Consider the following 21,969-nt stretch of genomic DNA (forward strand, 5'->3'; position numbering starts at 1 on the left):
CCTATTTGGATTCAGTTGCAGCCTTTTCGGTTTGAGATTGAGGCTGCTCTTTATCCTTTGCAGATTTTGGTTTTGAAGCATTTAAAGCATCCTGCAACTTAACTACTTCTTCTTTCAGTTTTGCAACTTCAGCCTCGGCTTTATCTTTGGCATCAATAAGCAAAAGCTCATTAGCTTTCAGTTTTGCAACTTCAGCAGCAAGTTCAGTCAATTGTTGTGCAGAGCCATCCTGTTTAGTTTTTTCTGTTGCTTTCTCTTCTTCAATAGCACCAGAAACTAAAAGGGCTTGAATTTGTGTATCTTCAAGCCCTTTGATTTCGTCACCAGGTCGATAATGACCAATGGATTGTTTTGCGATGTACTTTGGCATGTAATTCCCCTTAAACAATAAAGCCTGTACCACCACATACACCATTTTTATTCGATGGCACTGCAAGTGGGGCTGATTCAGTCATCAAGAAGATACCGCTTGGATCTTCGCTATACCATTGACGATCAAAATATTTGGCAACCGCACCATTAGCCAACATATTTTTGATTTTACATTGTGCGATTGATCCTTGAGTATCAGAGATAGCACCAAAGTAATCATCTGGAATAAAGCGCTTCACACCATCTTTTAAACGATAAGTTGCGTCATAAACCCACAATTCTTTTTCATCCAAGTAGCCTTTAAATGAAGCGCCTTCTTGAACGTTTAAGCTTGGTTTATATGGCACTGCAATACCAGCATAAGGCTTAACAAAACGTTCTTTAAATTCTTCATTAATGAATAATGCTGCCCAAACTTTGCCTGACATAACATAGAGTTTGGAAGGACCACCATTTGCATCAAGCAAAAGTTTTTCAATTGATTCAATATCAGTTACAGGTTTAGCACCTGCCTGATTCCATGGAGTTAATGGAGTGAAATTTAGCGATGCATCTCGTTCATAATCTACCATGTTATATTCATAATCATCTGATTGAAGTAGATACTTCCCTTTAAGCAATAACTCTGTTGCCATCAACAATACAGAATTATCAATTGCGTCATGGTTTCGCTTCATTACAGCGATCTGAGCAATGACCATTTTTTCCTGTTCAGATAATTGTTGACTACCAGTTGAAATAATTCCTGCTGAACGCAAGCGCTCAATTAATGCTTCATCAAAAGCTGTCGCAGGTGTGACCATGTTTTTAGGTTTGTAATATGCAGGTTGAACGAATTCTACTTTAGCTGCTCGTTTAGTATCGAATGGTTTACCAGGTTGATGAGGTGATACCAGCGGTGCTAAATCATGAACTGTGCTAATTTCTGACAATGGTACTTCATCTCGATCAAATGAAGGACGATTAGGAAATAATTTATCAATTAGCCATGTGTCCATTGGCTTGTAGTTGCTGTGAATTAATGCAAGCTCACCAACATCAAGCAATTCAAGTGGCGCGCCATTAACTGTAAAAGATTGAGGCATTTTAAAAATCCTTATACTTTTGAAAATTCAATATTGTTTAAAGTAGCTTTGGCTCGGGCTGAGTCATATTTAGATACCTCTAAATACTCCCCTGCAATTCGAACAGCTTCGATGCTAAATACACCACCAAAGTAAATCGGGATTTCAATCCCATCTGCTGCCATTTGGGTTGCTTGTTGCGCGGTAACATCTTGACCACATACAACATTCCAAGTTTTTTCATCTGTGGCATGCGTCACCACATTGGAATCAGATAAAACCAATAGATCCCCTGCTTTGTAGGCTGTTGCCGCAGTCACTTTGGCATTTGCACGGCGTAGTTTTTCAATATCTAAATTGAAAGGTCGTGTCTCGCGATTCACACTTCCTAGGTAGGTTTTATTGCTCATTTCTTAAGCCCCTTTTTTCTGGTCAGCGAATGCCTGAGCACCAGATGTAAACTTGTGAGGTTGATCTGAATTAGATGCACCACCCTGCCCACCATTCGCTTGATGACTGAATAAATGAGCAAATTGATTTGGAATATTATTTACTTTTGGTTGTTCAGTGGGTTGTTGTGTACCTGCTGAAAATTGCTTTAATTGCTGAGCTAAGAAGTTAAAAGATACGTCATCCATATCTGTATAGGACTTCTTCTCTTCAGCGCTAAATTGCTTGTTTAGAGATGTTTCCAAAACTGCAATATCATCAGCACGTTTATCAGCTTTGAACTTTTTAAGTTCATTTTGTGCTGCATCGCGCTCTTCTTCAGCTTTCTTTTGAGCGGCTTTCGCCTGTTCGAGTTCAGTCACGTTAGTGTCCTCTTTGTTGAAAGTTTTTGATTTTGGGTTGTGGTTTGCTGCTACAGCGTTGGTATTGTCATCAGCACCTAATGCACAAAACGATACTTCACGAATACGACCGCCACGAAAAACAGTTATTGGTCCTTGATGAACCTTTCCATTTACTGTGACCGATGCACCTGCTTGAATATCCTCAATTGCAGATGGCTCGATACGAACAGACATTTGCCATGGAAAACCATCGTCTGAGTCTTGAGCAACCTGAGTACCAAACTCATTACTCATCAAATCACCAGTAACCTTTAATCCTGTTTGATGATCTATGGAATGTGTGTTGATTGCACCCGCTCTTTGACTTGAACGATGTTCCAGTAATGCTGGAATACGACCTTTTAACTGCATTGAATCAAGATCAAAGATGATTCGATCCCAAAACCAATGGTCAGTAATAACTTCACCGCTATAAGCGACTCCTGAAAACGTTCTTTTCTTTTTGCCATCCTCAGCACTGTCAACACTCAGTTGCCCGAGCTGGAAACAATACTGATTAGGCTTTTCAGCTTCTGGCATTTTTCATGCTCCATTAAAAAACCGCCAATAAAGGCGGTTTTTAGGTTTAAGATTATTTAAATACTTTGAATTAAGGTTAAAAGCTTCTCTTCAAGCTCTTTAGTGTGGTTATAAAATACCGAATCATGACTTTTAAGAGCTACTGATAATGTATTGATGATTCGCAGTTTATCTTTGAGCGAATAATCTTGCTTCAGAGTGGATTTTGAGGCTAAGTAAGCTCCTAATTCGTAGCAACCTTGGTTATCCACTTTTAAAGCGTCAGTTAACAACATTCGTAGATTTGCACGATCTTCTTTAGATTCAGCAACAACCGAATCTATGTTTAATCCAGTTAAGCTCATGCCATTCTTATATAGCAATGTTGCTCCATTTTTCAAAATCAGTTTCATTTAATTCACCAATGCTTTAAGTTTATAAATAACTACCCCGCTCGCTGCTTCAATTGAAACAACTTCAAACGATAGACCTAATCCCAATAATGTGCCCTGACCTGCATTCAATTTAGCTAGATCAATACCCAAGCCTTTTGCATTCTCAATTTGAATCATGATGTTAGATTCACCTGCAATTAGCATAGGAGAGTCTAAAGTGATGACTTTACCCACTTCCATTGATGCAACTTGAGTCAAACTGGAAGATCCTGAAATGACTTCACTCGTATTTGCTGATATTGCTTGAATCTTAGACATATCCTCCTTGATCCATCGTTTAAGCACATCCTCTGCAAGATTGATTGAAGGTTGATTAAGATAGCTTGTAAGCCTGTCATCATTTCCCTGCACATAATCAATAAAAGTCTTGATTGCGCTTGGTCTAATTTCAGGATCTAAAGGAATGACTGTATCTGAAATCACTTTGAATAAATCACGGCTTGAATCTGTCATCGGTGCAAATAGATCAGCCAATCTTGACGATGCAGTCCATTCAGCTTGAACTACTTTCTTTTGCTCTAAGAGATAATCTTTATCTAAAATCGTTTCGCTGATTTTAGTGTCTACTAATTTCGACATATCCCCATAAGTCATAGGACTTGTAGACCATCCCATTTCTTGAGCAACTTCGGGCAGATCTTCATCCGATGTAATACCGTATTTCTTCGCCTGAGCTTCTGTAAGCGCAATTACAGTACATCGGCACATAAAACCCCACGGCGGGTAATACAACAGCCAAAATGGGTCATCTATGTGGCGTATGATTTTGTTTAATGCCAAATGCTCTGGTCTAACCCGACTATCATCAATAGCCGAGTACATCAAATACGGCTTTTTAGTTTTGTTTCGCTGTTGTTGCTCCCAACGCCCATGACTGTAAGCTGTCTGTATATTGGTTCTAAAAACATTACTTAAATATGATTCACTTAGAATAATGTCATTATCAGCAACGTACTTTTTAAAATCCTCAAAAGTCGTACCATCTGCAATGGCTTTATTGACTCCCTTAATCACTGTTTGAATTTGTTCAATACTCGATAAAAACCCGACCGTTGTTGCCAATTGTCGGGTCTTTAAGTCTATTGAATAAAATTCATCAGGTAATACGATCTTTCGGGATTCAGCGAATTTTAATGCTTCAAGAAAAGTAACAGGTTTCATGACTCTCTCACTTGGCAGTTACACAACCTAAAACACCAGCCGTAAACAAAGCCTGTTCTAAATTCGCTGTAAATTCTGATTGTGTTGCACCTGGTATTAACTGCATTAAATTAAAAGCCAACTCTTCAGGCGATTTACTACTTTGAATCAGCTCATTTACTTGTTTCTGATCGAGTAATTTAATCACCTCTTGAGAAGTTGTAAGCTCTTCAACTTCCATCTGATCAGCAGAAAGATTTTGCTTACCTGCTTTAAACTTGAAAGGTAGATTAGGTAATGCTTTGAATTGAGCAGATGATAGCGGTTGAGATTCAACAATATCCCCATCTTGCAAACCATACTCACGTTGAAAATATTGAGGAGTAAAATTTGCTCCAGCATTTTTTAAGTTCGTATCACGTTCAGCTTGATCTTTATTTAAAGCCTTAGGTTTTTCACCTAACATGATTTTATGCTGTTCCCATCCATTCAAATTACACAATGCATTCATTGCCGCTTGTAATGTTGGGGTTACCAAACGAATATCAGATTTTAATTTATCAGCTCTGACATTCTCATGAACCTGCCCTAATGCATAACTCCCTTTTCCATCTGTTCCACTGGTCAACGTTTGCCCTAAAATCACTTTTTGCATTTGTTGAGCTAGTGTCTTGTTAAACATCTCAAATGCAGATCCAGCAGTACCGCTTGCGCCTGAAGTACCTAAAACTTGAACATCATCTTCAGAATCAATTGATAAAACACTTTGAGCATGAGCATTAAGTAATGCTTGGTTCATATCTTCTGTTTCAGTGTCTTTACATTTACCTAAAAGGATCGGTGTTCCAAATCGTTCAAGAAATTTAGCCCAAAACTTGAATCCATTTTGTTTAAAGAAAAACAACCAATACAGCGTTGATAAAAGCGCCTTTCCAAATGGCTGCTCATAAGTTGCTTTACGGCGTGTGAGGAAGAATTTAAATACCTGATCGACTTCCTTTTCATTACCACCACCATCTTGGCGATATATCAATCTTCCATCATTTTTTGGCTCGAACCATTGCATTGGTTTTTCACCCACCCACTTGAATCCTATATAGCCATCAGCTTTTAACTCATAAACTGCCTCTTGAACTGAATATCCAAAGAACAATGCATTTAATGCGCCTGAAGCAATTTCAAAATACCATTCGTCAAATTCTGCCTTTAGCTTGATAGCTTCTGGAGTATCACTAGGTTCAATTCTGAAAGGCGTTGCAAGCAAAGCATCTATTCGCGTTTCAATGGCTTGAGCTATCTCATCATCATCAAGCAATACACTCAATCTGTGACGTGTAATACCTGCCTTTCGCAAGACCTCATCATTATCTGGTCTTCTTCCAAAATGAGTAAAAAAATTTGAAATGGCTTCTTGAGTGTAAAGACTTCCATGGGACAAAGCCTTCTTAGAATCTTTGCCCTTTTTAGACTTTGCCATAATTTTACCTTTAATAAGTTCGACTTCCTGCACCTGCAGGTTTTTTACCAATCCTTGCCTCGTTAAGCTCTGTAAATCCATCACTACAGCCATCTACTTGGTCATCGTGCGTGCCATTAGGAAAATTCCTTAATTCTTCTATTAAGGCTTTGTTCCACTCACCCTTTAACATCTTCACGTTGCCAATATTGACTTGAGCGGCAAAAGGTTGTGCACGAGTAATTTTATCCCCTGAAACCGTTTCAGCTTTTACATTGAATCCGCTGAGCATTGTGATAAAGTTTTTTGCTTGAGACTTACCTGCTTGACCAGGATCTTGAGGCAAACGAATTGCCACTGATTTACCATCCATTTGAGCAGTCTGCTTAATTGTATTCTCAACCCCATCGGGACCCCACCGACCACGAACCATATCAACAATATATATAATGTTTTCTTTAGTCTTTAACATGCGTGGACCTGCTGTCCAATCTCCCTCGTTTTCTGAGGCAGCCAAATCCCAAGCACGAACTTCTTTTATAAATTCTGCAGGAACAGCATCCACAATCTCAATTCGGTCAGGTTTAAAAAAGCCACCTGCAGGTGGTGATGGTAATTGCCGATACTGCCCAGAAAATACATAAGGTGCTGCATCTTCCATAACTCTTAAACGTTCAATCGAATGCTTAGCAGGCCACAATGCGGAACCATCATTTTGTATCGCAGGTAAACACAAGTGTTCCCACTCTTCACCATTTCCACCATCAAGTAACCAGCCTGCAAGATCAGATTCATGCAAACGCTGCATAATTACGATAATCGGCGTATCAGGTGAGTTGGTTCGTGATTCAAGCGTGTTTTGAAACCACTCAATAACGTTACTTCGAATAGTATCTGAACTAGCCTCACTAGCTTTGTGCGGATCATCAATAATGATTGCACCACCAAACTCCTTTCTGATTTTACCTGCACCAAAGCCCGTGATCGTTCCGCCTGTCCCCTGAGCATAGCAGACACCCCCAGCAACAGTACGCCAATCATCTTTAGCTTTAGAATCATCACGCAGTTTAAAATCAGGAAAGATCTTTTTATATGCTGTTTCCTGAACCAAGTTACGAGTCTGAAAAGCATTATTGGCTGCTAAAGTTGCTGAATAACTGATATGGATAAACTCACAATCTGGCACTTTACCAAAGCACCAAGCCATGAAGTTTATAACGGCTAATTCGGTCTTAGAGTAACGCGGTGGAATATTTATAATCAGCCGTTTTGTTTCACCACGAAATACCTTCATCAAAGCATCACAGATAACTCGATGATGCCAGTTGTGCATCCACTTGTATTTCCGTCGCTCTTTGAACATATAGCGTGAAAAAAAATATAAGTCCTCTTGTGCTTCAACTTGAATTGCCAATTCTCTCGCATCAGTATTCATCTAGAATCTCCTTGCGAGCCTCCTTAAACGCTTCAACTGAAACATTTTGATTCTCGGTTTTTATTGCTCCGCCATTTGCGCCTGTATGTTCTTGACGTGTGACACGACCATCAGTCTCCTGAAATGCTTGTTTAAGCAAGTTTTGTTTTAATCTCTTGTTTTTACCTGACTCGTTGTACATCTTTTGAAGTTCATTAAGACGAAATGCTTTATTTGCGATCGCTATATCTTCAATATTTTCTCGAAAATCTTTCCGCGTACGCTCAAACAAATCTTTTAATTTTTTGCTTAGATTACGTCCAGCCACTTTGGTTGGATCGTAAACTGCTACCTGTTGCCGGGTTATCTCAATATTAAAATCTTGCTTTACAGCTTCGACTACTTGTAAAGGGGTTTCAAAGCAAGCAAGAGACTGAACTATAAAGATTTTCACAGGCTCTTTAAGTGCTGCCATAAACTCACCTTCGTATAGCTACGTATAGCAAAATAGCCAAAAAAAAGAGCCTCAAGGCTCAGTTAATTAGACACGTTCCGCAGCATTTTGTTATTTCCAAGTCTGAAACAAACGGCGGGTTTTGAGCGACTGCGACCATGCGCTTAACGTCCTCACTTGCTCCCCAACGTTTGACCACTCCTATAAATTCCTCAACGTCATGACCTGCTAAGTAATGTTTAGGTAAGCCTGTATGATCGCTGTAGAGTATTTCCCCTTCCTCATCACGCTCTACACCAATGTGATACAGCTCATGCTCAATCAAAGCACAAAATTCACGATCGTTCGCACGTTCACAAAAGCTTGCATCAACTGTAATTAGATAAACAGGAACAAACCCAAACCAGTCACGCATTTGTTGCTCTTGCCGAGCTTTACGCCAACCGCCTTGGTTAAACATCACCTTTTCACATTGACCTAATACCATTCTCTTTTTAGCAACGGCGGCAGATGAAGCCCAAGCGAATGCTAAAAATGTTTCATCATCGTGTAATAGCTCTGCTATGTGGTCATGGTCGGGATTATGTAATGTACCGCCAAGCGTTAGAAAGTTGGTTACTACCCATTCTTTTAGATCCGCTGCAGGTGCCAAGCGAATCGCTTCCTCTTCCTCAGCTTGATCTATCAAGTCTGTTGGTGGAAATGGTCTGATCTGTTCCATTGAAAATATGCCTTTTCAAATTTTTAAGCCACTGACTAGAAAAATTAGCTTCGATCTGTAATGGTCCATCTTCCTGAATTTTATATCTTGGCGCAGACTCTATTCTCACAACGGTGTAACCCATATCGGCAGCAACATCGTAACGCTCCATACTCCAAGCTTTATCTTTTAGCTTGCCTTTACGACCTCCCGACCACGGTCCGCCTGAGATCTCAACTAAAATTCTATGTTCAATAAGATGGAAATCGAATCGCCAATGTTTAGTTGATTCAAATTGGAATAATTTTTCATACTTAATATTGAATACAATCAACGATTGCTCAATGTCTTCAAATGCTTCTGAATATTTTTGTGATGCCTTAGGTAATTGTCTTATTCTTGATTTAGTTTTAAGTGGCTTCTTTTTGGTTAGGCTGGTGTATTGGTTAATTTTCATAAATTTTAACCATTATAAAACCACCCAGAGGGTGGTTTTATAATTAATAAATACAGAGTTAATTAAAAACTACATCTTTCCAATCTTTAGGTTTATGTTTGTTTAGAAATTCTGCATCATTTACTCTAGGCACCGTTTCACCCCAATTAGCAGAATTATTTATTATAGATTTAAATTTTGCATTAGCAGTTTTAAAATCGACAACTTCATAATCTTTAGCTCCAAACCATGATTTATCAGGACTAGGATCCTTATTTGTTACAATCTTATTTTTATCACTTCCAGCAAAATCTAAATAATGTGTTGTTTTCTTAATAATATACTTAACACCAAATGCATTTACATTACCTGCCAAATGCCCCGTATCCCCTGCTTTACGTGTGTTTACTCCTTTGTGTTCAGTTGTTGAAACAAATTCTGGTTTATCATTCTTCATCCAAACTATCGCATGCTCCCATTCGTGACGATGTCCTCCAAAATACCCATCATCTTTAACAGCGTACAATCCAAATACACGAGCCTTATATTCAGGTTTATTCTTTGATACAACTTCGTTATAAACTATGTAAGCCTTACTTAATTGGTTAGCATAACCACAATGGCCATTTTTAGCTCCTCCTGTTCCTATGCCATGATTTGCCTTCAATTCCTTTTTGTCTGAATCAAACCAAACAGGTGATGAAGCTAAACAACCATCAGTACCGAACGCAAATACAATACGTCCTTTGTTTAGGTCTACTGGAGATGGTGGCTTATTTTCAGCATTAATTGTTAGACATGCAGCCTCATCAGCTGGACATAAGTGTGTTGGCCAATTCTCTGCAAATGAAGTTAATGGAGTCAAAAATCCAATTGCAAATAATGAGAAAATTGCTTTTTTCATGATTAATACCCTTAATTAATTTTACTAAGTTTCAAAAATAAGACTAAAAAAGCATAAAAAAAATACCTGAAATTAGGTAATATTTAAGTTTGGGTCTATATTATTCAAATAACATATAAAATTTTACTTACAATAAACATCGGATTCGCTCCCCTTGAACTTTATCAAAGTTAAATCACAATAAGTAATACCAAAAACTTATTAATTAAAATCAGGTGTACTATTCGGCTGAACTAATAGCGCATATATAAAGCACGTTCAAGCGCTCTTTTAACTTTAGTCATCTAAACCAGAAATAGGCTTAGCACCCCAACAAGCAAAACAACAGATAAGATCAAATAAGTATTCATTGTGTTAAAGCTTTTAATAAAATTCCACATAGCTATCCCCCAGAAATCGCTATGTAAATTTTAACCTTTTGTCATCTATCTGCAATATATCAATTGGTATAAAAGCAAAAAATTTTAGGCAAAAAAATACCCCGGAACGTTCATGCTTAGGGGTATATAAAACTAATGTTCGGTACCAGTCTTTCCAACTAGTCAATAAATTCACATTAGCAAGTTTCACAGCTATCCACAACATATATTTTCGTTTATTTTTTAAACAAAAAAAAATACCCACTAGATGGAGTCAGTGGGTATGCAAAAACTATTTTGGTCTCGGATAAACCGTAATACGACCAGTATAGAAAAATATACCCTTTATTTTGGGACTATGCAATCATAAATTGTATTCTTCAGACACATAGTGAAAATATCCTCTTAAGTGAGCATCCAGATCAATTCTCCAATCCCCTAATATTTCTAATGCTACCTTTTCATATTTGTCATATGTTCTTAAATAAGCTTTTCGATCAATGCTCATACATGAAATTCGATGTCGCTCTGATTGATTGTAAGCATTTTCTTTTTTCCCTTCGCATTTACAGCACTCAACATGCTTTTTATCAGTTTTTGAAAATACAAACCCTTTTCCATTACATTTGGTGCACATACCTCGTTTAAATAAAAATTGAATAAGTGCTGAACGGGCAACACCTTTTGCAGCTTCTTTAGTTGTTATCTGTTTGGTTTTAAAACCATCCTCTTTAAACTTTAAGCGAATTTCAGAAGTTAGTAGATTATGAAGTAATGCAAAGTGACGATCAGTAGGATTGATTGAACGAACTAATGCCCACAACATTGAATAAACTTCTGGTCTCATATCCTGCATCATTAGAGCAGCACTATTTGCCTTACTTCCAAATGTTGATGATCCACCTACACCGTCCTTAAATCCATCCATTGTTTTTTGTGCTAAGTCGAGCAATGTAAAATCGACTTTTGAGCGACTTGGAGTAAATAATAAACGGCGTAAATCGTGAACTATAGTCTCGTTTCGATGTTTCTCAAATTTTGCTGTTGCAGTCATAAACTCACCCTATTAACCGTCTAATTTCTTCAATCGCTTTACCGCTTTTCACCTGCTCAGTGCTATATCTAAACACTGAATAACCCAACTCTGTGGCTGAGTTATACTTTTCCATATCTGCTATGTAGCCTTTACCCCTTGTATGTCTGCCATTGCTCCAAATACCTCCCTCAACTTCAATTAAAATTTTGGTACCAGTAATGTGAAAATCAGCTCTCCATTTACGATTTTCATTAAACTGATACTCTTGTTCATATCCAATTCCATAAGCTTTGAAATGCTGAATTAATATTGCTTCTCCTTCACTTACAACATGTTCTTTTTTAATCAAATTACGGCGTTTAGGTTTCCTTCGCTTTGTCGCATAATTCTTCAAATAATCAGCAATAGAGATGCTTGACAAAATCAATCCTCCTCCCAATCTTCATATTGATCATAAAGTTCAGATTCATTTTCTTGTTGATCTCTAAAATAAGCACAGCTTGGGCATAAAAACTCTAAATGCTCAGGTTCATATCGAACATCATTAGCAATAAAGCAGTCCATGCATACTGGTATAGGTTCAAGATTCATGCTGCACCTCTTAGAACTTTCTCATGTGCAAAATTCGAAATAACCAAAGCCTTTGCCACATAAGGAGATACTGAATTTCCAACCATTCTGTTTTGCTCAGTCTTTGTTAATTTAATGGTTTGTCCTAACTCATCAATGCCATAACTAAAAATGTATGTGCTTGGAAAACCCTGCGCTTTAAATAATTCAACTGGCTGTAGCATTCTCAAACCAATATCTATGATTTGGTGCAATACACCTTTAATCATCACTAAACCAAAACGTTCTTTTGCCGTTATTGTTCTTAATGGATCACTTAGACTATTCCCATCTTTTTCATTGCCATAAAATGCTGTCAGAAATGCTTGAACTGCTGCAAAGTGACCTGCACTTGAAGTAATGGTGTGTAAGGGTTCTTTTGGATCTTGCCCAATACAACCATTTCTAAGTTTGACTAAGGTTCCAGTCACTAAGCTGTTATGGTCTTTTGCTGTAATGGTACTAACTGGATCAGTTATTTCATTTCCAACTACACCCGTGTAATGCTTTGCCAAAAATGCAGTGACTAAAGCGTGATGTCCACCTTTCACTTGAGCGCAAATTGTGCGTAATGGTTCATTTGCAGGCATACATCGAGGTGTTGATGTATTTGCAATCTCAGTCATTACCGGTGCAATTTGCATAGAACTTGAGATTACAAACGGCTCTGGATTATTAATAATATGACGTACAAGGCCAGTTGCTACACGGCGACATGTGGCGTCTGCTAAAGATTTTTTTCGGTCAAATATACTTGGACAAGGAATCGACCAATCTATGCATTCCGCAGCAGAGCGCCAAGGTTTTAATCTGCCACTTTTTACGGCAACCGAGCTTGGATCTCCATGTGTAGGTTTTGGCCAAACAATTGGTAAACTATCTCGACGAGCTACCATGAAAAACCTTTTCCGAATTGTAGGTGCTCCATAATCACATGCTCTTAATTCACGCCACTGGACCTCATATCCTTGATGACGCAAGGCATTTACAAAACTTCTGAATGTCTCACCTTTATGCTTAGGACAAGGTTTTCCATCTTCAGTGACGCGCCCCCATGTTTTAAATTCCTCAACATTTTCAAGCATGATGACTCTGGGACGTGTTTTTGCTGCCCAACGTAAAGCCACCCAAGCTAATCCTCTAATTTTCTTTTCAACAGGTTTCCCACCTTTGGCTTTAGAAAAGTGTTTACAATCCGGACTTAACCAAACCAAGCCTACTGGTTGATTACCAGTAACCTGAATTGGATCTACATCCCACACCGATTCACAATAATGCTTTGTTTCAGGGTGGTTAGCTCGATGCATCGCAAGGGCTTTTTCATCGTGATTAATCGCTATGTCCACAGGTCTACCAAATGCCTGCTCAAGCCCTGTTGAAGTACCTCCACCACCTGCGAAGTTATCAACGATTAATTCATGGGGTAGTAAATTAAAATTCATACAACTGCCCCTTTACCCTTAGGTTTAAAACCTACGTCAGCCAGGTATGATTTCCAGTTTTGACGTTCTGTTGGATCTGAAAGTTTTGCAGCAATGCGACCCGCTAAATTTTCGTATGACTCACCTGCAGAGCTGTACTTGCTCATAACTTCAGGATGGTGAGCAAGTTTGTTAGCGAACATGTACAGCTGATTAGGGGATGAAAAAACTAGGAAATCAGGATCTGAATTAATTTGCTCAGACTTCGATTTATTTCCGTATTTATGGCGATTTTTTAAAAGCCAGTCTGCAAAGTGGTAAATCATCAAGTCATCACAAAGATTATTTCCAGCATTGAATAATTCGAACGTTTTCTTTTCGCGCTCAAACCAACTTGCTTCGATAATGTCTTTCGGAATCACAGAGGGATCAGCTTGATCTAATTCCAAACGAAGTTTATTAAAACACAGCCACCCATTTTTATTTTTAGATTCATTGGGAGATTCTATTGGGAGATTCTGTGTCCCATTAACGGCACTGTTAGGCATCCCATTATTGGCACTGTTAGGTGTGCCATTAACGGAACTGTTCCAATTTTGGGACTGTTCCATTAACGGTACTGTTTCGGGTGGATTTTCACCCTTAAACTGTTCCGTTTTTGGTACAGTTTCACGCCCATAAATTCCATTTAAACGGTAAACTTTTACCTGCTTTGTTACCCCTTTTCGCTCACCTGTATCGATGATCAAACCATCCTCTACCAACTCAGCGATGATTTTTAAAACTGTTTTTCGTTCAATTTGGGTGTCGACTTCAAGGCGTTTCATGCTTGGATAACACACATGATCTTCACCTGCGCGATCTGCAAGGGAAAGTAAAACGAGACGCTTCAATGGTTTTCTACACCCGCCTTTACGTTCTTTGAGCTCAATTTTCCAAGCCCAAATCGTTGCATCTAGGCTCATAAATCCCCCCGTTCAGGTGCATATTTTGTACCTTTTGACGAGTTGCAGGACTTACACATAGTCTGAAGGTTGTCAAAACTCGAATCTCCACCCTTAATTTCAGGTTTAATGTGATCAAGAGTTAGATTTTTTTGTGAACCGCAAGTTACGCATTTGAACCCATCGCGTTCATAAACCTGCAGTCGAAGTTTTATGCCAATTTTTTTCTTGGTGTATCCTACAAATGTTTTTTGAGCTTCTGGCCAAGAAATAAATTGACCATACTGAGCCTTATGAACAACATTAAGAATTAAATCCGCACAGGTATTGCAAAGAACCACTTCAGGATTAATTTTGCTGTAATAATCTACTGCGTAATCTTCTTGGCAATATTGGCAAATTTCATAATTTTCATTCATGAGTCACCGCCTTTAGGTTTAAGTAAGAACCCACTTTTTCACCTGCCTGCTTTAATTCAAGTAACATGTCTTTAATTCCAAACTGATTAGCTCGACTTATCAAATGAGCTACTGTTGCTGAATCAAGATGTAAAAATGCGACATTCAATCCTTTGGATGCTAATGCCTCAGTAATTGATTCGAGTTCTGATTTAGTGGCTTCACTAATAAAATCGGTTACATCGTTCAAATCTATATCTATTTCCACATCAACATTTTTATACGAAGTCGTCATGCTTCACCCACCTCGTCAGTCATCTGAATGAAACGACCAAACATTAAAATTTTGCCAGCAAGCAATAAACTCGAGATAATTTCACCAGCCTGATAAATGGTTATACGGTGCTCTGTCGTAAGAATTTCTATGAACTCATCTCGTGTTACTGCAGCATTTGATTCATCACGCTTAATTTTGCGTAAATTTGCACGGCGAACATCTAAAATCACATTTAATGATTTCAAAGCAGGCTCATACCATGATTGAGTCCACTGGATCTGTTTATGCTCAGGTGCCTTTTGGAAGTATTGATTTGTAGTCATGAAACCTCCGCGAGAGCTTGTTCGGCTTCGGTTAAGCGGCGTTTGGCTTGGATTTCTGCTGTTGTTGCAGGGCGAATCTCATTAACATCGACCATCTCACCATCTTCGGCATATGGTTCCCCTATGTAACAACAACCAAAAACTGACTCGCTATAGATTGCAAAACAATAGAGCGTGTCATCATCCCCTGATTTTTTTACAATGAAGTCACCCATTTCATAATTTGAGTCAAAGTTGTCTATTTGATTCTGCTGTGCTAAATTCGTTTTCATATTCAATCCTTGCAAGTGTTTGAATTACAAAAAGCCTGATCCACGAAATCAGGCTTTTTCTATTTCTGCACCTGATGTAAATTTTTTCATTTGCTTAAGTGCCGCTTGGTCTACAGCAGTCGCCAATTCAATTAAATTCTGTGTGAGTTGGTGTATTTCTTCATATTCTTGAGGTGTTACCACACCATCTTCATAGGCGTCATAAACAACTTTGTTTGCTTTTCCTGATTTGATGTTGTGTTGCATCATTGCTTCAAAGATAGAAAGCTCATGATGTTTACTTCGATCACACTCAACAGGTAGCAATGCATAACCAAGCTCATGCGCCCAAATTTTTAACAATGCTGGGTTTTGCGTGTAATACAGAATTGCTTCTAATTTTTTGATGCTTGGTAAGTGATTCGGCATATTGATATTTGCGTAATTGCAAACTGTGTTATGCGAATCCCCTATTACTTGGGCAATGTCTTTAGGAGTAAAACCAGGTGTTTTACTTATCATTTGCCAAATAGCGTTTTGAGCTTCTCGGCTTAAATTGATTTCCATATGTGAATCCTTTTAATCATTCACGTTTAATTTTTATGAACAAAAATAGATACTTTGTTCATGTTGTTTCCTAAGCTGTCTCAGTCTTTCCAAGAAAGAAGTCGAATATGCTTTTGTGAGTTAATTTTTTTTCACTTGCATCAACCATTTTTTGGATGGTTTCCATACTTGGTTTTTTTCGGCCATGGATAAGATGTGATTCCATGTATCCATAGGAAATTTTTGTGGTTTCACAAAATTGAATGCGTTGATCTTTATCAAGTCCACGCCAGAAATCGTAAAGGGTCACCATAAATACACCTGAAAGGTAAATTAAATATAAATATACCCACAAGGTAAACAAAAAACAACCTCTCAGGGTATTTATTTTTTCTACCTGATAGGTAAATTACTAACATCTGAATAAAGGTGAACTTTAAAATGACTGAATTGAAGACAATTCATGAAATTAGACTTGGTAATACTAGAAAGCTAATGAAGGAATCTGGCCTAAATCGGACTGAGTTCGCTGAAAAAATTGACATGTCATACAATTTGTTAAGCCAATATGTTGGTAAAAACCCAACCAAGAATATTGGTGACGATACTGTTGAGAAGATTGAGAAGGCTTTTAATAAACCTAAAGGGTATCTCGACCAATCAGATAGCGAATCCATACAGAATTTAGGAAGCTTTAATAAACTTGATATTGAAGCATTTAAAAAACAACACAACATTACTGATAATGCTGATGCTGTTAGATTTTCTAATACTACTGAAATGCTACTTCCTACCCGAAAAAGATGGGTTCCAGTTAAGGCTTATAGCAAGATGGGAATGGATGGCTTTTTCACCGATATGGGTTATGAGGGTAATGGTGGCGATGGTTACATCCCTACTCGGTCTGGTAGTGATAAATCATATGGAATAAAAGGCACAGGTGATTCTATGTATCCTGCAATCCGTAATGGGTGGTATGTAGTTTGTGATCCAGATGCAGAATTAACCCCAACTGAATTTGTTCAAGTTTGCTTAAAAGATGGCCGTTGTACGATTAAGGAATTGATTGGTATTAATAACAATGTCCTAAATTTACTTGCTGTAAATGGTGGAGAAAGAATTACATTTGATATGGATGATGTGGAAAGCATCACTGCAATAACTGAAATAATCCCACCAAGTCAACATAAACAGGAACACCCTGATTCCATGTAATGAAAAGAGGATACTATGATCGCAACACTAAATAAGTCTAAAACTGCGCTAACAATTAATCGTCAAGAGTTTAAATTAGCTTTAGGTAAAATAGGTGCTGGAATTGACAAACAAATAGTCTCACTTAAAAAAGCCAAGCAAAGCTATGATCCTTCTGATATGGCGCGAGAAGTGATTGCTGAAGCTAATATTTTTGAAGCGATTATTGAAGGTTTTAATGAGGCTGAAGAAACAAACTTAAAGCTGACTGATATTACTAATCTTGACGTTGCACAAGGATGGGTAGATGAATTTTTAGAAAAGTATGCTGAAACACAATAACATATTCAAATTATTAAAAAAATACCCACCTCGTGTGGGTTTTTTATTATCTATTAAATAATAATTACAAAAAATACACCTACAAAGTATAAAAATGTTTTAAATATTTTACCTGCAAGGTATTTACTTTATTTTACCTTGTGGGTATATTTTACCTCATACACAAATAAAAAAGCGCACCGACCTCGAAATCAAATGCGCTTTTTCAATACAACAGGTGAATTATGAACACAAAACCAAATTCAATCAATCCCATTGTTACACATCGTACACAGCCTATGGGTTTTCTTAAAGTCGCTGCAATAAGTGGTTTAGTCACTGTTGGTGCTGTTGGTCTTGCGTACGACCAGAAAACGACTGAATACAAGCCACCAGTACCCATCCCAAATGTTACACCCTCTACTTACACCGTTGATGCTTTAAAGCTCACTTCTGAAACTTCAGGGAAAGCAGTTATCAAACTTGATAGCTTTCTAGTTTTAGTCAGCTTTGATTTTGAGACACATCCTGATAGTTACGGCGTACCAGGTTCTGAATTTACAGCCGTTGATATTACAAATTTGGCGGTTGAAAAAATTACAGATGTGAACGGTAACGATTGGAATGATTTCACCGATTACAACGATCACAGAAATATCAATCAGATGATTGTTGGTTATATCGAACGTAATCGATTGGTGGAGGCAGTTCAATGAAAACTTCTACTCAAAATTTCTCAGAATTTCAAGGCAGTGAAAACGGTTTATTCCGTATGCGTCTTGGTCAATCAATCTATGTGCAAAAAGGATCTGATGTTTACTGGGTGAATAGATCAGGTGTTTTGATTTTAGTTTCAGAAGAAACCCACGTAACGAAACCTTGGATTCGTGAAAATTTCGAACGTGAACGCAAATTCCAAAAGCGTAAAGCTAAAGCAGAATTGTTTAACCAACCTTGCTTTAAGCGCACACCGTATTCCGCTAATCAACGTATTGCTTACAACAATACGAAATATAATTAAGGGGTTACATCATGGCTCTAAATATTATTTTCCCAGACCAACCTTTAACAGTTTCTTCGATTATTTTTTACTTATATACAGATCCTGGTTTAGGTAAGAGCTCTATAGCTCATACGGCTGATAAACCTGTTGTGTTTGATTTCGATAAAGGTCAGCACCGTGTAAATGCCAAATTACGCAGAGGTGCGATTGTTCCTGTTCCTCAGTGGTCTGATGTCTCTTTTATGGATGAAAAGGATTTAGCCCCTTTTAATACAATTATTTGTGACACTGTTGGTGCAATGCTCGACTGCATAAAAACTCATTTAAGTAATAACAAGGAGAACTTGCAACGAGACGGAAATCTGACTCTAAAAGCTCAAGGTTTGGCTAATAATTTATTTATGCAAACCGTAAATAAATGGATCTCCTTTGGTAAAGATGTTGTGTTTATTGCACATGCTACAGAAGAAGAATCAGGCAAGGAAAAACTGAAGGTTTTCCGACCTGATTTAGGTGGTAAAAACAGAAACATGCTTTACCGCATGGCTGACATGATGGGTTATATGCATGCCACAACAGATGCAGAAGGTAAAATGGATCGAATTATTTACTTCAATCCAAGCCCTACACATCATGCAAAAAATTCAGGTTATCTTGGGGTTAAAACTCAAAAACCAAATGGAATGACTGAGAACTCAGGGCAAGTATTTGTTCCAGATCTTGAATTTAATGGATTATTCCTAGCTTCATTAATTAAAGAAGCAAAAGACTATATCAACTCAATGACACCTGAACAGCAAGCAGAAGTAAAAGCAATTGGTGAGTTGGAGAATTTCCAACAGTGTTGCACAGAAGCTAATCATTCAGGTGACTTAAATCAATTAACCGAGTCGATAGATTCAGATCATAAATACAAAACTCAAATGTGGCATGCAGTTCAAATTCGTGGTCGTGAACTCAAATGCACTTTTGATAAAGAAAATACAAAGCGTTGGTATAACCCGCCTGATTTTAAAGGGATTAGTGATCAGCAAAGAGATGATTTGCAAGCTTTCATTGATGAAAGAGGTCTTGATGTTAAAACAGTTTGTGAATATCTAGGAATTGACGCACTTACGCAAATTGAGGCAAACAAACTTGATGCTGTTAAAGCTGAAATAGATGAATTGGCTAAAAAAGGTGTTACGGCATGATTGCATTGATTTTAGACACTGAAACCAACAGCTTAAACGGTTATCCAATTGAAATTGCTCATGTACCCTGCTCATTTGAGCAGGGAGTTTTTGAAATTCATCAAAAATCAGCTTTTGATGAATATTTTTCTTGCCCTGAGCCTATCGAACTTGGTTCATTAGCAACTCATCATATTCTTGAGTCTGATATAGCGGACAAGCCGAGTTATGAGGTTTTCCGCTTACCTGAAAATACTGTTTATTTGATTGGCCACAATATTGATTACGACATTCAAGCAATCAAATTGTGTGATTCTTCAATCAATGTAAAAGGCATTTGCACATTAGCTTTGGCGCGTATGGTTTGGGATGAATTAGAAACTCATAACCTTACAGCTTTGTATTACCACGTGATGAGCGGAAATTTAGAAACTGCTCGTAAGCATTTGAGAAATGCACATAACGCGCGCTGGGATATTTATTTCACTGGCGTGATTCTACAAGTAATTGTCGAAAAGCTTGCAATTAAAGACATGAATTCACTTTATCAAATGTCTGAAATTGCCCGAATTCCCAAGCGCATTAACTTTGGTAAACATAGAGGTGAGCTAATTGATGAGCTTCCTGATTCATATATTGCTTGGCTTCTCAAACAACCCGATTTAGATCCATACCTAACTAAAGCTTTAAAAGGACAAAAATAATGCATACTTTTAATGGTGTTGAGGCAATTTCTGCTTTGCAATCAGGCAAAACTGTTTTATGTCGTCATATCGGTGGATTGCTTGATTTTGATGAGCTAAATCAATTCCCTGCTACTGTATTTTTTACAAATGATCATGAGTTCTGTATCAAACGTGAAACTTTAACATTGGCAGATATTAAATTTACAAAGCCTGTTCAACCGCATGATTTAGAGTTTGGGCAAGAAATTTTTATTGTGATGCCAACTTGTATCTTGCGTACAAAATACGATCCTGAGCATGGTGATATATGTTTGAGTGTAGCAAATGGATTTGCTCAGTTGGACGAAGAAAATGCGAAATTACAGCTGCAGGCATTTGGTAAAACTTTTGGCTATATTATTACGGAAATTGAAGTTAAAGACGGTTACAGTGAAAAGCCCAAAAAAGCAAGAAATACTAAGAAATCTGTTGAGCAAGAATCTTCTCAAGTAGTTGAGAAAAAGCCAGTTATATCAATAGAATCAGAATTACAGCTCTACTTAGATGGCTTGCGTGCCTGCACTACTTTGGCTGAGATTGAAACTACTTTATTTAATGTTGATAAAGTGGGTTTTTCAGCTGAACAAATGCTTGAAATTACGATGACTAAGGAGAGAAAAATAGCTGAGTTTAATCAACCAAAAGCTATTGAGTCTCAAGAAAATATATCCATCTCTGAAGATCCAATTACTTCAGAAGATAACTCACCTACATTACATCCGCATCAATCAGTAGTAGATGAGTTGATGGAACGTTTAAAAATCGTCAAAACTCCAACAGAAGCTAATGCTCTCTATAAATACACAGTTCACTGGACCGAGGAAGAGCGTAAGCCAGTTATGAGCGCCATCCATAAACGTTTAGCTGAATTCAACCCACCTGAAAAATCACAATCATCTTTGATGGTTCGTATTCAAGAATCAAAGACATTGATTGATCTTGCAAAGCTTGAAGAGGAAATAATCCAGTGCGACCCGGCTATACATGAGCGTTTATTCAGTTATGCAAATCAAAGACGTACTGAATTGACTCTTAACAATGAATATCCATGGGAAGAGCAAAAATGAAAAAAAGAATAAAAGCTCATCCATTAATGAGTGAAGCCTTTTTAATTTGGCTCACAAAAATTGGGTATAGAGGTGTTTCAGGAGTTGAAGGAATTTCGTTTTATTGCTCTGTAGCTAATAACTATTTCCCAAGAAATGTAATGATTTTTTCAAACGGTCGCATGAATAAACCTGCCATCAAACTGTTTGAAGAATTTAAAAAATATGACCCTTTTAATGAGGTGGCGTGATGGATATTAAAGGTTTTGATATTGAAGGCTCTGTTGATGAAATTGCAGAGCAATTATTCAAGCAAATGATTGGACCTATCTTTAATCACTTAGCCAAAACAGATCCAGAGTTAGCAGTTGAATTTGGTTATTGCATTGCTGGTAATGGAATCGCTTGTTACATGAACAGTCTTGATGATGTTGCTCAGGCAGAAAAGTTAATTATCGAATCTACACAATCTATGGCTGCTGATATTAAGCGACATAGAAATAAAGTTTGCTAAACAGATTAAATAATTCGAGCAAAAATCTGCGCATTATCATCAAAAAAATGGGATTTTGCGCAAATAAATGCACATAGGTGATG

32 protein-coding genes are annotated in these 21,969 nt (G+C 37.7%); 9 read left to right on the forward strand and 23 right to left on the reverse strand.

Going from position 1 to position 21,969, the window contains the following annotated elements:
• Window position 1: 1 nt before the first annotated feature.
• The 23 genes from TOL5_RS14460 to TOL5_RS14570 all read right to left on the reverse strand — a co-directional run bounded on the left by TOL5_RS14460 (window position 2) and on the right by TOL5_RS14570 (window position 16,224).
• A complete protein-coding gene (locus TOL5_RS14460; protein ID WP_221260436.1) occupies window positions 2-370 on the reverse strand; it encodes a hypothetical protein in 369 nt (122 codons plus the stop codon).
• Window positions 371-380: 10 nt separating this feature from the next.
• On the reverse strand, window positions 381-1,457 hold the full coding sequence (locus TOL5_RS14465; RefSeq protein ID WP_004824736.1) for a major capsid protein: 1,077 nt from the start codon (window positions 1,455-1,457) through the stop codon (window positions 381-383).
• Between the two features lie 11 nt (window positions 1,458-1,468).
• Window positions 1,469-1,846 carry a hypothetical protein gene (locus TOL5_RS14470; protein WP_009584029.1) on the reverse strand — a complete coding sequence of 126 codons (378 nt, stop codon included), beginning with the start codon at window positions 1,844-1,846 and terminating at the stop codon, window positions 1,469-1,471.
• 3 nt (window positions 1,847-1,849) lie between these two features.
• A complete protein-coding gene (locus tag TOL5_RS14475) occupies window positions 1,850-2,809 on the reverse strand; it encodes a hypothetical protein (RefSeq protein WP_151776201.1) in 960 nt (319 codons plus the stop codon).
• A gap of 56 nt (window positions 2,810-2,865) precedes the next feature.
• On the reverse strand, window positions 2,866-3,201 hold the full coding sequence (locus TOL5_RS14480) for a hypothetical protein (RefSeq protein ID WP_004824739.1): 336 nt from the start codon (window positions 3,199-3,201) through the stop codon (window positions 2,866-2,868).
• Window positions 3,202-4,404, reverse strand: coding sequence for a phage minor head protein (locus tag TOL5_RS14485; RefSeq protein WP_151776200.1), 1,203 nt, complete (start codon window positions 4,402-4,404; stop codon window positions 3,202-3,204).
• Between the two features lie 7 nt (window positions 4,405-4,411).
• Window positions 4,412-5,860 carry a phage portal protein family protein gene (locus TOL5_RS14490; protein WP_221260437.1) on the reverse strand — a complete coding sequence of 483 codons (1,449 nt, stop codon included), beginning with the start codon at window positions 5,858-5,860 and terminating at the stop codon, window positions 4,412-4,414.
• 10 nt (window positions 5,861-5,870) lie between these two features.
• Window positions 5,871-7,274: a phage terminase large subunit gene (gene terL / locus TOL5_RS14495; protein ID WP_174761507.1), complete on the reverse strand. Its 1,404-nt coding sequence runs from the start codon at window positions 7,272-7,274 to the stop codon at window positions 5,871-5,873.
• Window positions 7,264-7,728, reverse strand: a complete 465-nt coding sequence (locus TOL5_RS14500) for a DUF2280 domain-containing protein (protein WP_042085261.1) — start codon at window positions 7,726-7,728, stop codon at window positions 7,264-7,266. The genes terL and TOL5_RS14500 overlap by 11 nt, the downstream gene beginning before the upstream one ends.
• Window positions 7,729-7,786: 58 nt before the next feature.
• Window positions 7,787-8,428, reverse strand: coding sequence for a putative metallopeptidase (locus tag TOL5_RS14505; RefSeq protein WP_221260438.1), 642 nt, complete (start codon window positions 8,426-8,428; stop codon window positions 7,787-7,789).
• On the reverse strand, window positions 8,379-8,864 hold the full coding sequence (locus TOL5_RS14510) for a hypothetical protein (RefSeq protein ID WP_151776196.1): 486 nt from the start codon (window positions 8,862-8,864) through the stop codon (window positions 8,379-8,381). Before TOL5_RS14510 ends, TOL5_RS14505 begins: the two co-directional genes overlap by 50 nt.
• Before the next feature lie 58 nt (window positions 8,865-8,922).
• Complete coding sequence (locus tag TOL5_RS14515; protein ID WP_058972097.1) at window positions 8,923-9,747, reverse strand: NPP1 family protein; 825 nt, start codon at window positions 9,745-9,747, stop codon at window positions 8,923-8,925.
• 723 nt (window positions 9,748-10,470) lie between these two features.
• Window positions 10,471-11,160 (reverse strand): hypothetical protein, encoded by a 690-nt coding sequence (locus TOL5_RS14520; protein WP_221260439.1) that lies wholly within the window; start codon window positions 11,158-11,160, stop codon window positions 10,471-10,473.
• Window positions 11,161-11,164: 4 nt separating this feature from the next.
• Window positions 11,165-11,563: an endonuclease domain-containing protein gene (locus TOL5_RS14525; RefSeq protein ID WP_221260440.1), complete on the reverse strand. Its 399-nt coding sequence runs from the start codon at window positions 11,561-11,563 to the stop codon at window positions 11,165-11,167.
• Between the two features lie 2 nt (window positions 11,564-11,565).
• Complete coding sequence (locus TOL5_RS14530) at window positions 11,566-11,733, reverse strand: hypothetical protein (RefSeq protein ID WP_221260441.1); 168 nt, start codon at window positions 11,731-11,733, stop codon at window positions 11,566-11,568.
• Window positions 11,730-13,193, reverse strand: a complete 1,464-nt coding sequence (locus tag TOL5_RS14535) for a DNA cytosine methyltransferase (protein WP_221260442.1) — start codon at window positions 13,191-13,193, stop codon at window positions 11,730-11,732. Before TOL5_RS14535 ends, TOL5_RS14530 begins: the two co-directional genes overlap by 4 nt.
• The gene (locus TOL5_RS14540; RefSeq protein ID WP_221260443.1) at window positions 13,190-14,137 is read right to left on the reverse strand and encodes a helix-turn-helix domain-containing protein; all 948 of its coding nucleotides are present in this window, start codon (window positions 14,135-14,137) and stop codon (window positions 13,190-13,192) included. The genes TOL5_RS14535 and TOL5_RS14540 overlap by 4 nt, the downstream gene beginning before the upstream one ends.
• Window positions 14,134-14,535, reverse strand: a complete 402-nt coding sequence (locus tag TOL5_RS14545; protein WP_221260444.1) for an HNH endonuclease — start codon at window positions 14,533-14,535, stop codon at window positions 14,134-14,136. Before TOL5_RS14545 ends, TOL5_RS14540 begins: the two co-directional genes overlap by 4 nt.
• The gene (locus TOL5_RS14550) at window positions 14,528-14,809 is read right to left on the reverse strand and encodes a hypothetical protein (protein WP_221260445.1); all 282 of its coding nucleotides are present in this window, start codon (window positions 14,807-14,809) and stop codon (window positions 14,528-14,530) included. The genes TOL5_RS14545 and TOL5_RS14550 overlap by 8 nt, the downstream gene beginning before the upstream one ends.
• Window positions 14,806-15,114: a hypothetical protein gene (locus tag TOL5_RS14555; protein WP_221260446.1), complete on the reverse strand. Its 309-nt coding sequence runs from the start codon at window positions 15,112-15,114 to the stop codon at window positions 14,806-14,808. The genes TOL5_RS14550 and TOL5_RS14555 overlap by 4 nt, the downstream gene beginning before the upstream one ends.
• Window positions 15,111-15,386 carry a hypothetical protein gene (locus TOL5_RS14560; protein WP_042085224.1) on the reverse strand — a complete coding sequence of 92 codons (276 nt, stop codon included), beginning with the start codon at window positions 15,384-15,386 and terminating at the stop codon, window positions 15,111-15,113. Before TOL5_RS14560 ends, TOL5_RS14555 begins: the two co-directional genes overlap by 4 nt.
• Before the next feature lie 48 nt (window positions 15,387-15,434).
• On the reverse strand, window positions 15,435-15,932 hold the full coding sequence (locus TOL5_RS14565) for a phage regulatory CII family protein (RefSeq protein WP_004824772.1): 498 nt from the start codon (window positions 15,930-15,932) through the stop codon (window positions 15,435-15,437).
• Between the two features lie 70 nt (window positions 15,933-16,002).
• A complete protein-coding gene (locus TOL5_RS14570) occupies window positions 16,003-16,224 on the reverse strand; it encodes a transcriptional regulator (RefSeq protein WP_100884739.1) in 222 nt (73 codons plus the stop codon).
• A 128-nt stretch (window positions 16,225-16,352) separates the two neighbouring features.
• Here TOL5_RS14570 and TOL5_RS14575 point away from each other — a divergent pair, with 128 nt between their 5' ends.
• From TOL5_RS14575 to TOL5_RS14615, 9 genes are all read left to right on the forward strand, one after another.
• A complete protein-coding gene (locus TOL5_RS14575) occupies window positions 16,353-17,126 on the forward strand; it encodes a LexA family transcriptional regulator (RefSeq protein WP_100884738.1) in 774 nt (257 codons plus the stop codon).
• Window positions 17,127-17,141: 15 nt separating this feature from the next.
• Window positions 17,142-17,447, forward strand: coding sequence for a hypothetical protein (locus TOL5_RS14580; RefSeq protein ID WP_100884737.1), 306 nt, complete (start codon window positions 17,142-17,144; stop codon window positions 17,445-17,447).
• Between the two features lie 224 nt (window positions 17,448-17,671).
• Complete coding sequence (locus TOL5_RS14585) at window positions 17,672-18,142, forward strand: hypothetical protein (protein WP_221260447.1); 471 nt, start codon at window positions 17,672-17,674, stop codon at window positions 18,140-18,142.
• Complete coding sequence (locus TOL5_RS14590) at window positions 18,139-18,447, forward strand: hypothetical protein (RefSeq protein ID WP_221260448.1); 309 nt, start codon at window positions 18,139-18,141, stop codon at window positions 18,445-18,447. The genes TOL5_RS14585 and TOL5_RS14590 overlap by 4 nt, the downstream gene beginning before the upstream one ends.
• Window positions 18,448-18,458: 11 nt before the next feature.
• Window positions 18,459-19,622 carry an ATP-binding protein gene (locus TOL5_RS14595; protein ID WP_009587070.1) on the forward strand — a complete coding sequence of 388 codons (1,164 nt, stop codon included), beginning with the start codon at window positions 18,459-18,461 and terminating at the stop codon, window positions 19,620-19,622.
• A complete protein-coding gene (locus TOL5_RS14600) occupies window positions 19,619-20,305 on the forward strand; it encodes a 3'-5' exonuclease (protein WP_009587104.1) in 687 nt (228 codons plus the stop codon). Before TOL5_RS14595 ends, TOL5_RS14600 begins: the two co-directional genes overlap by 4 nt.
• Entirely contained in the window at window positions 20,305-21,393 is a 1,089-nt protein-coding gene (locus TOL5_RS14605; RefSeq protein ID WP_221260449.1) for a hypothetical protein, read from the forward strand. The genes TOL5_RS14600 and TOL5_RS14605 overlap by 1 nt, the downstream gene beginning before the upstream one ends.
• Entirely contained in the window at window positions 21,375-21,623 is a 249-nt protein-coding gene (locus tag TOL5_RS14610; RefSeq protein ID WP_228135787.1) for a hypothetical protein, read from the forward strand. The genes TOL5_RS14605 and TOL5_RS14610 overlap by 19 nt, the downstream gene beginning before the upstream one ends.
• Window positions 21,623-21,886, forward strand: coding sequence for a hypothetical protein (locus tag TOL5_RS14615; RefSeq protein WP_221260450.1), 264 nt, complete (start codon window positions 21,623-21,625; stop codon window positions 21,884-21,886). The genes TOL5_RS14610 and TOL5_RS14615 overlap by 1 nt, the downstream gene beginning before the upstream one ends.
• The last annotated feature ends 83 nt before the right edge of the window (window positions 21,887-21,969 follow it).

The sequence above is a fragment of the Acinetobacter sp. Tol 5 genome (genome assembly GCF_019702905.1).
Classification (GTDB): Bacteria; Pseudomonadota; Gammaproteobacteria; order Pseudomonadales; family Moraxellaceae; genus Acinetobacter; species Acinetobacter bereziniae.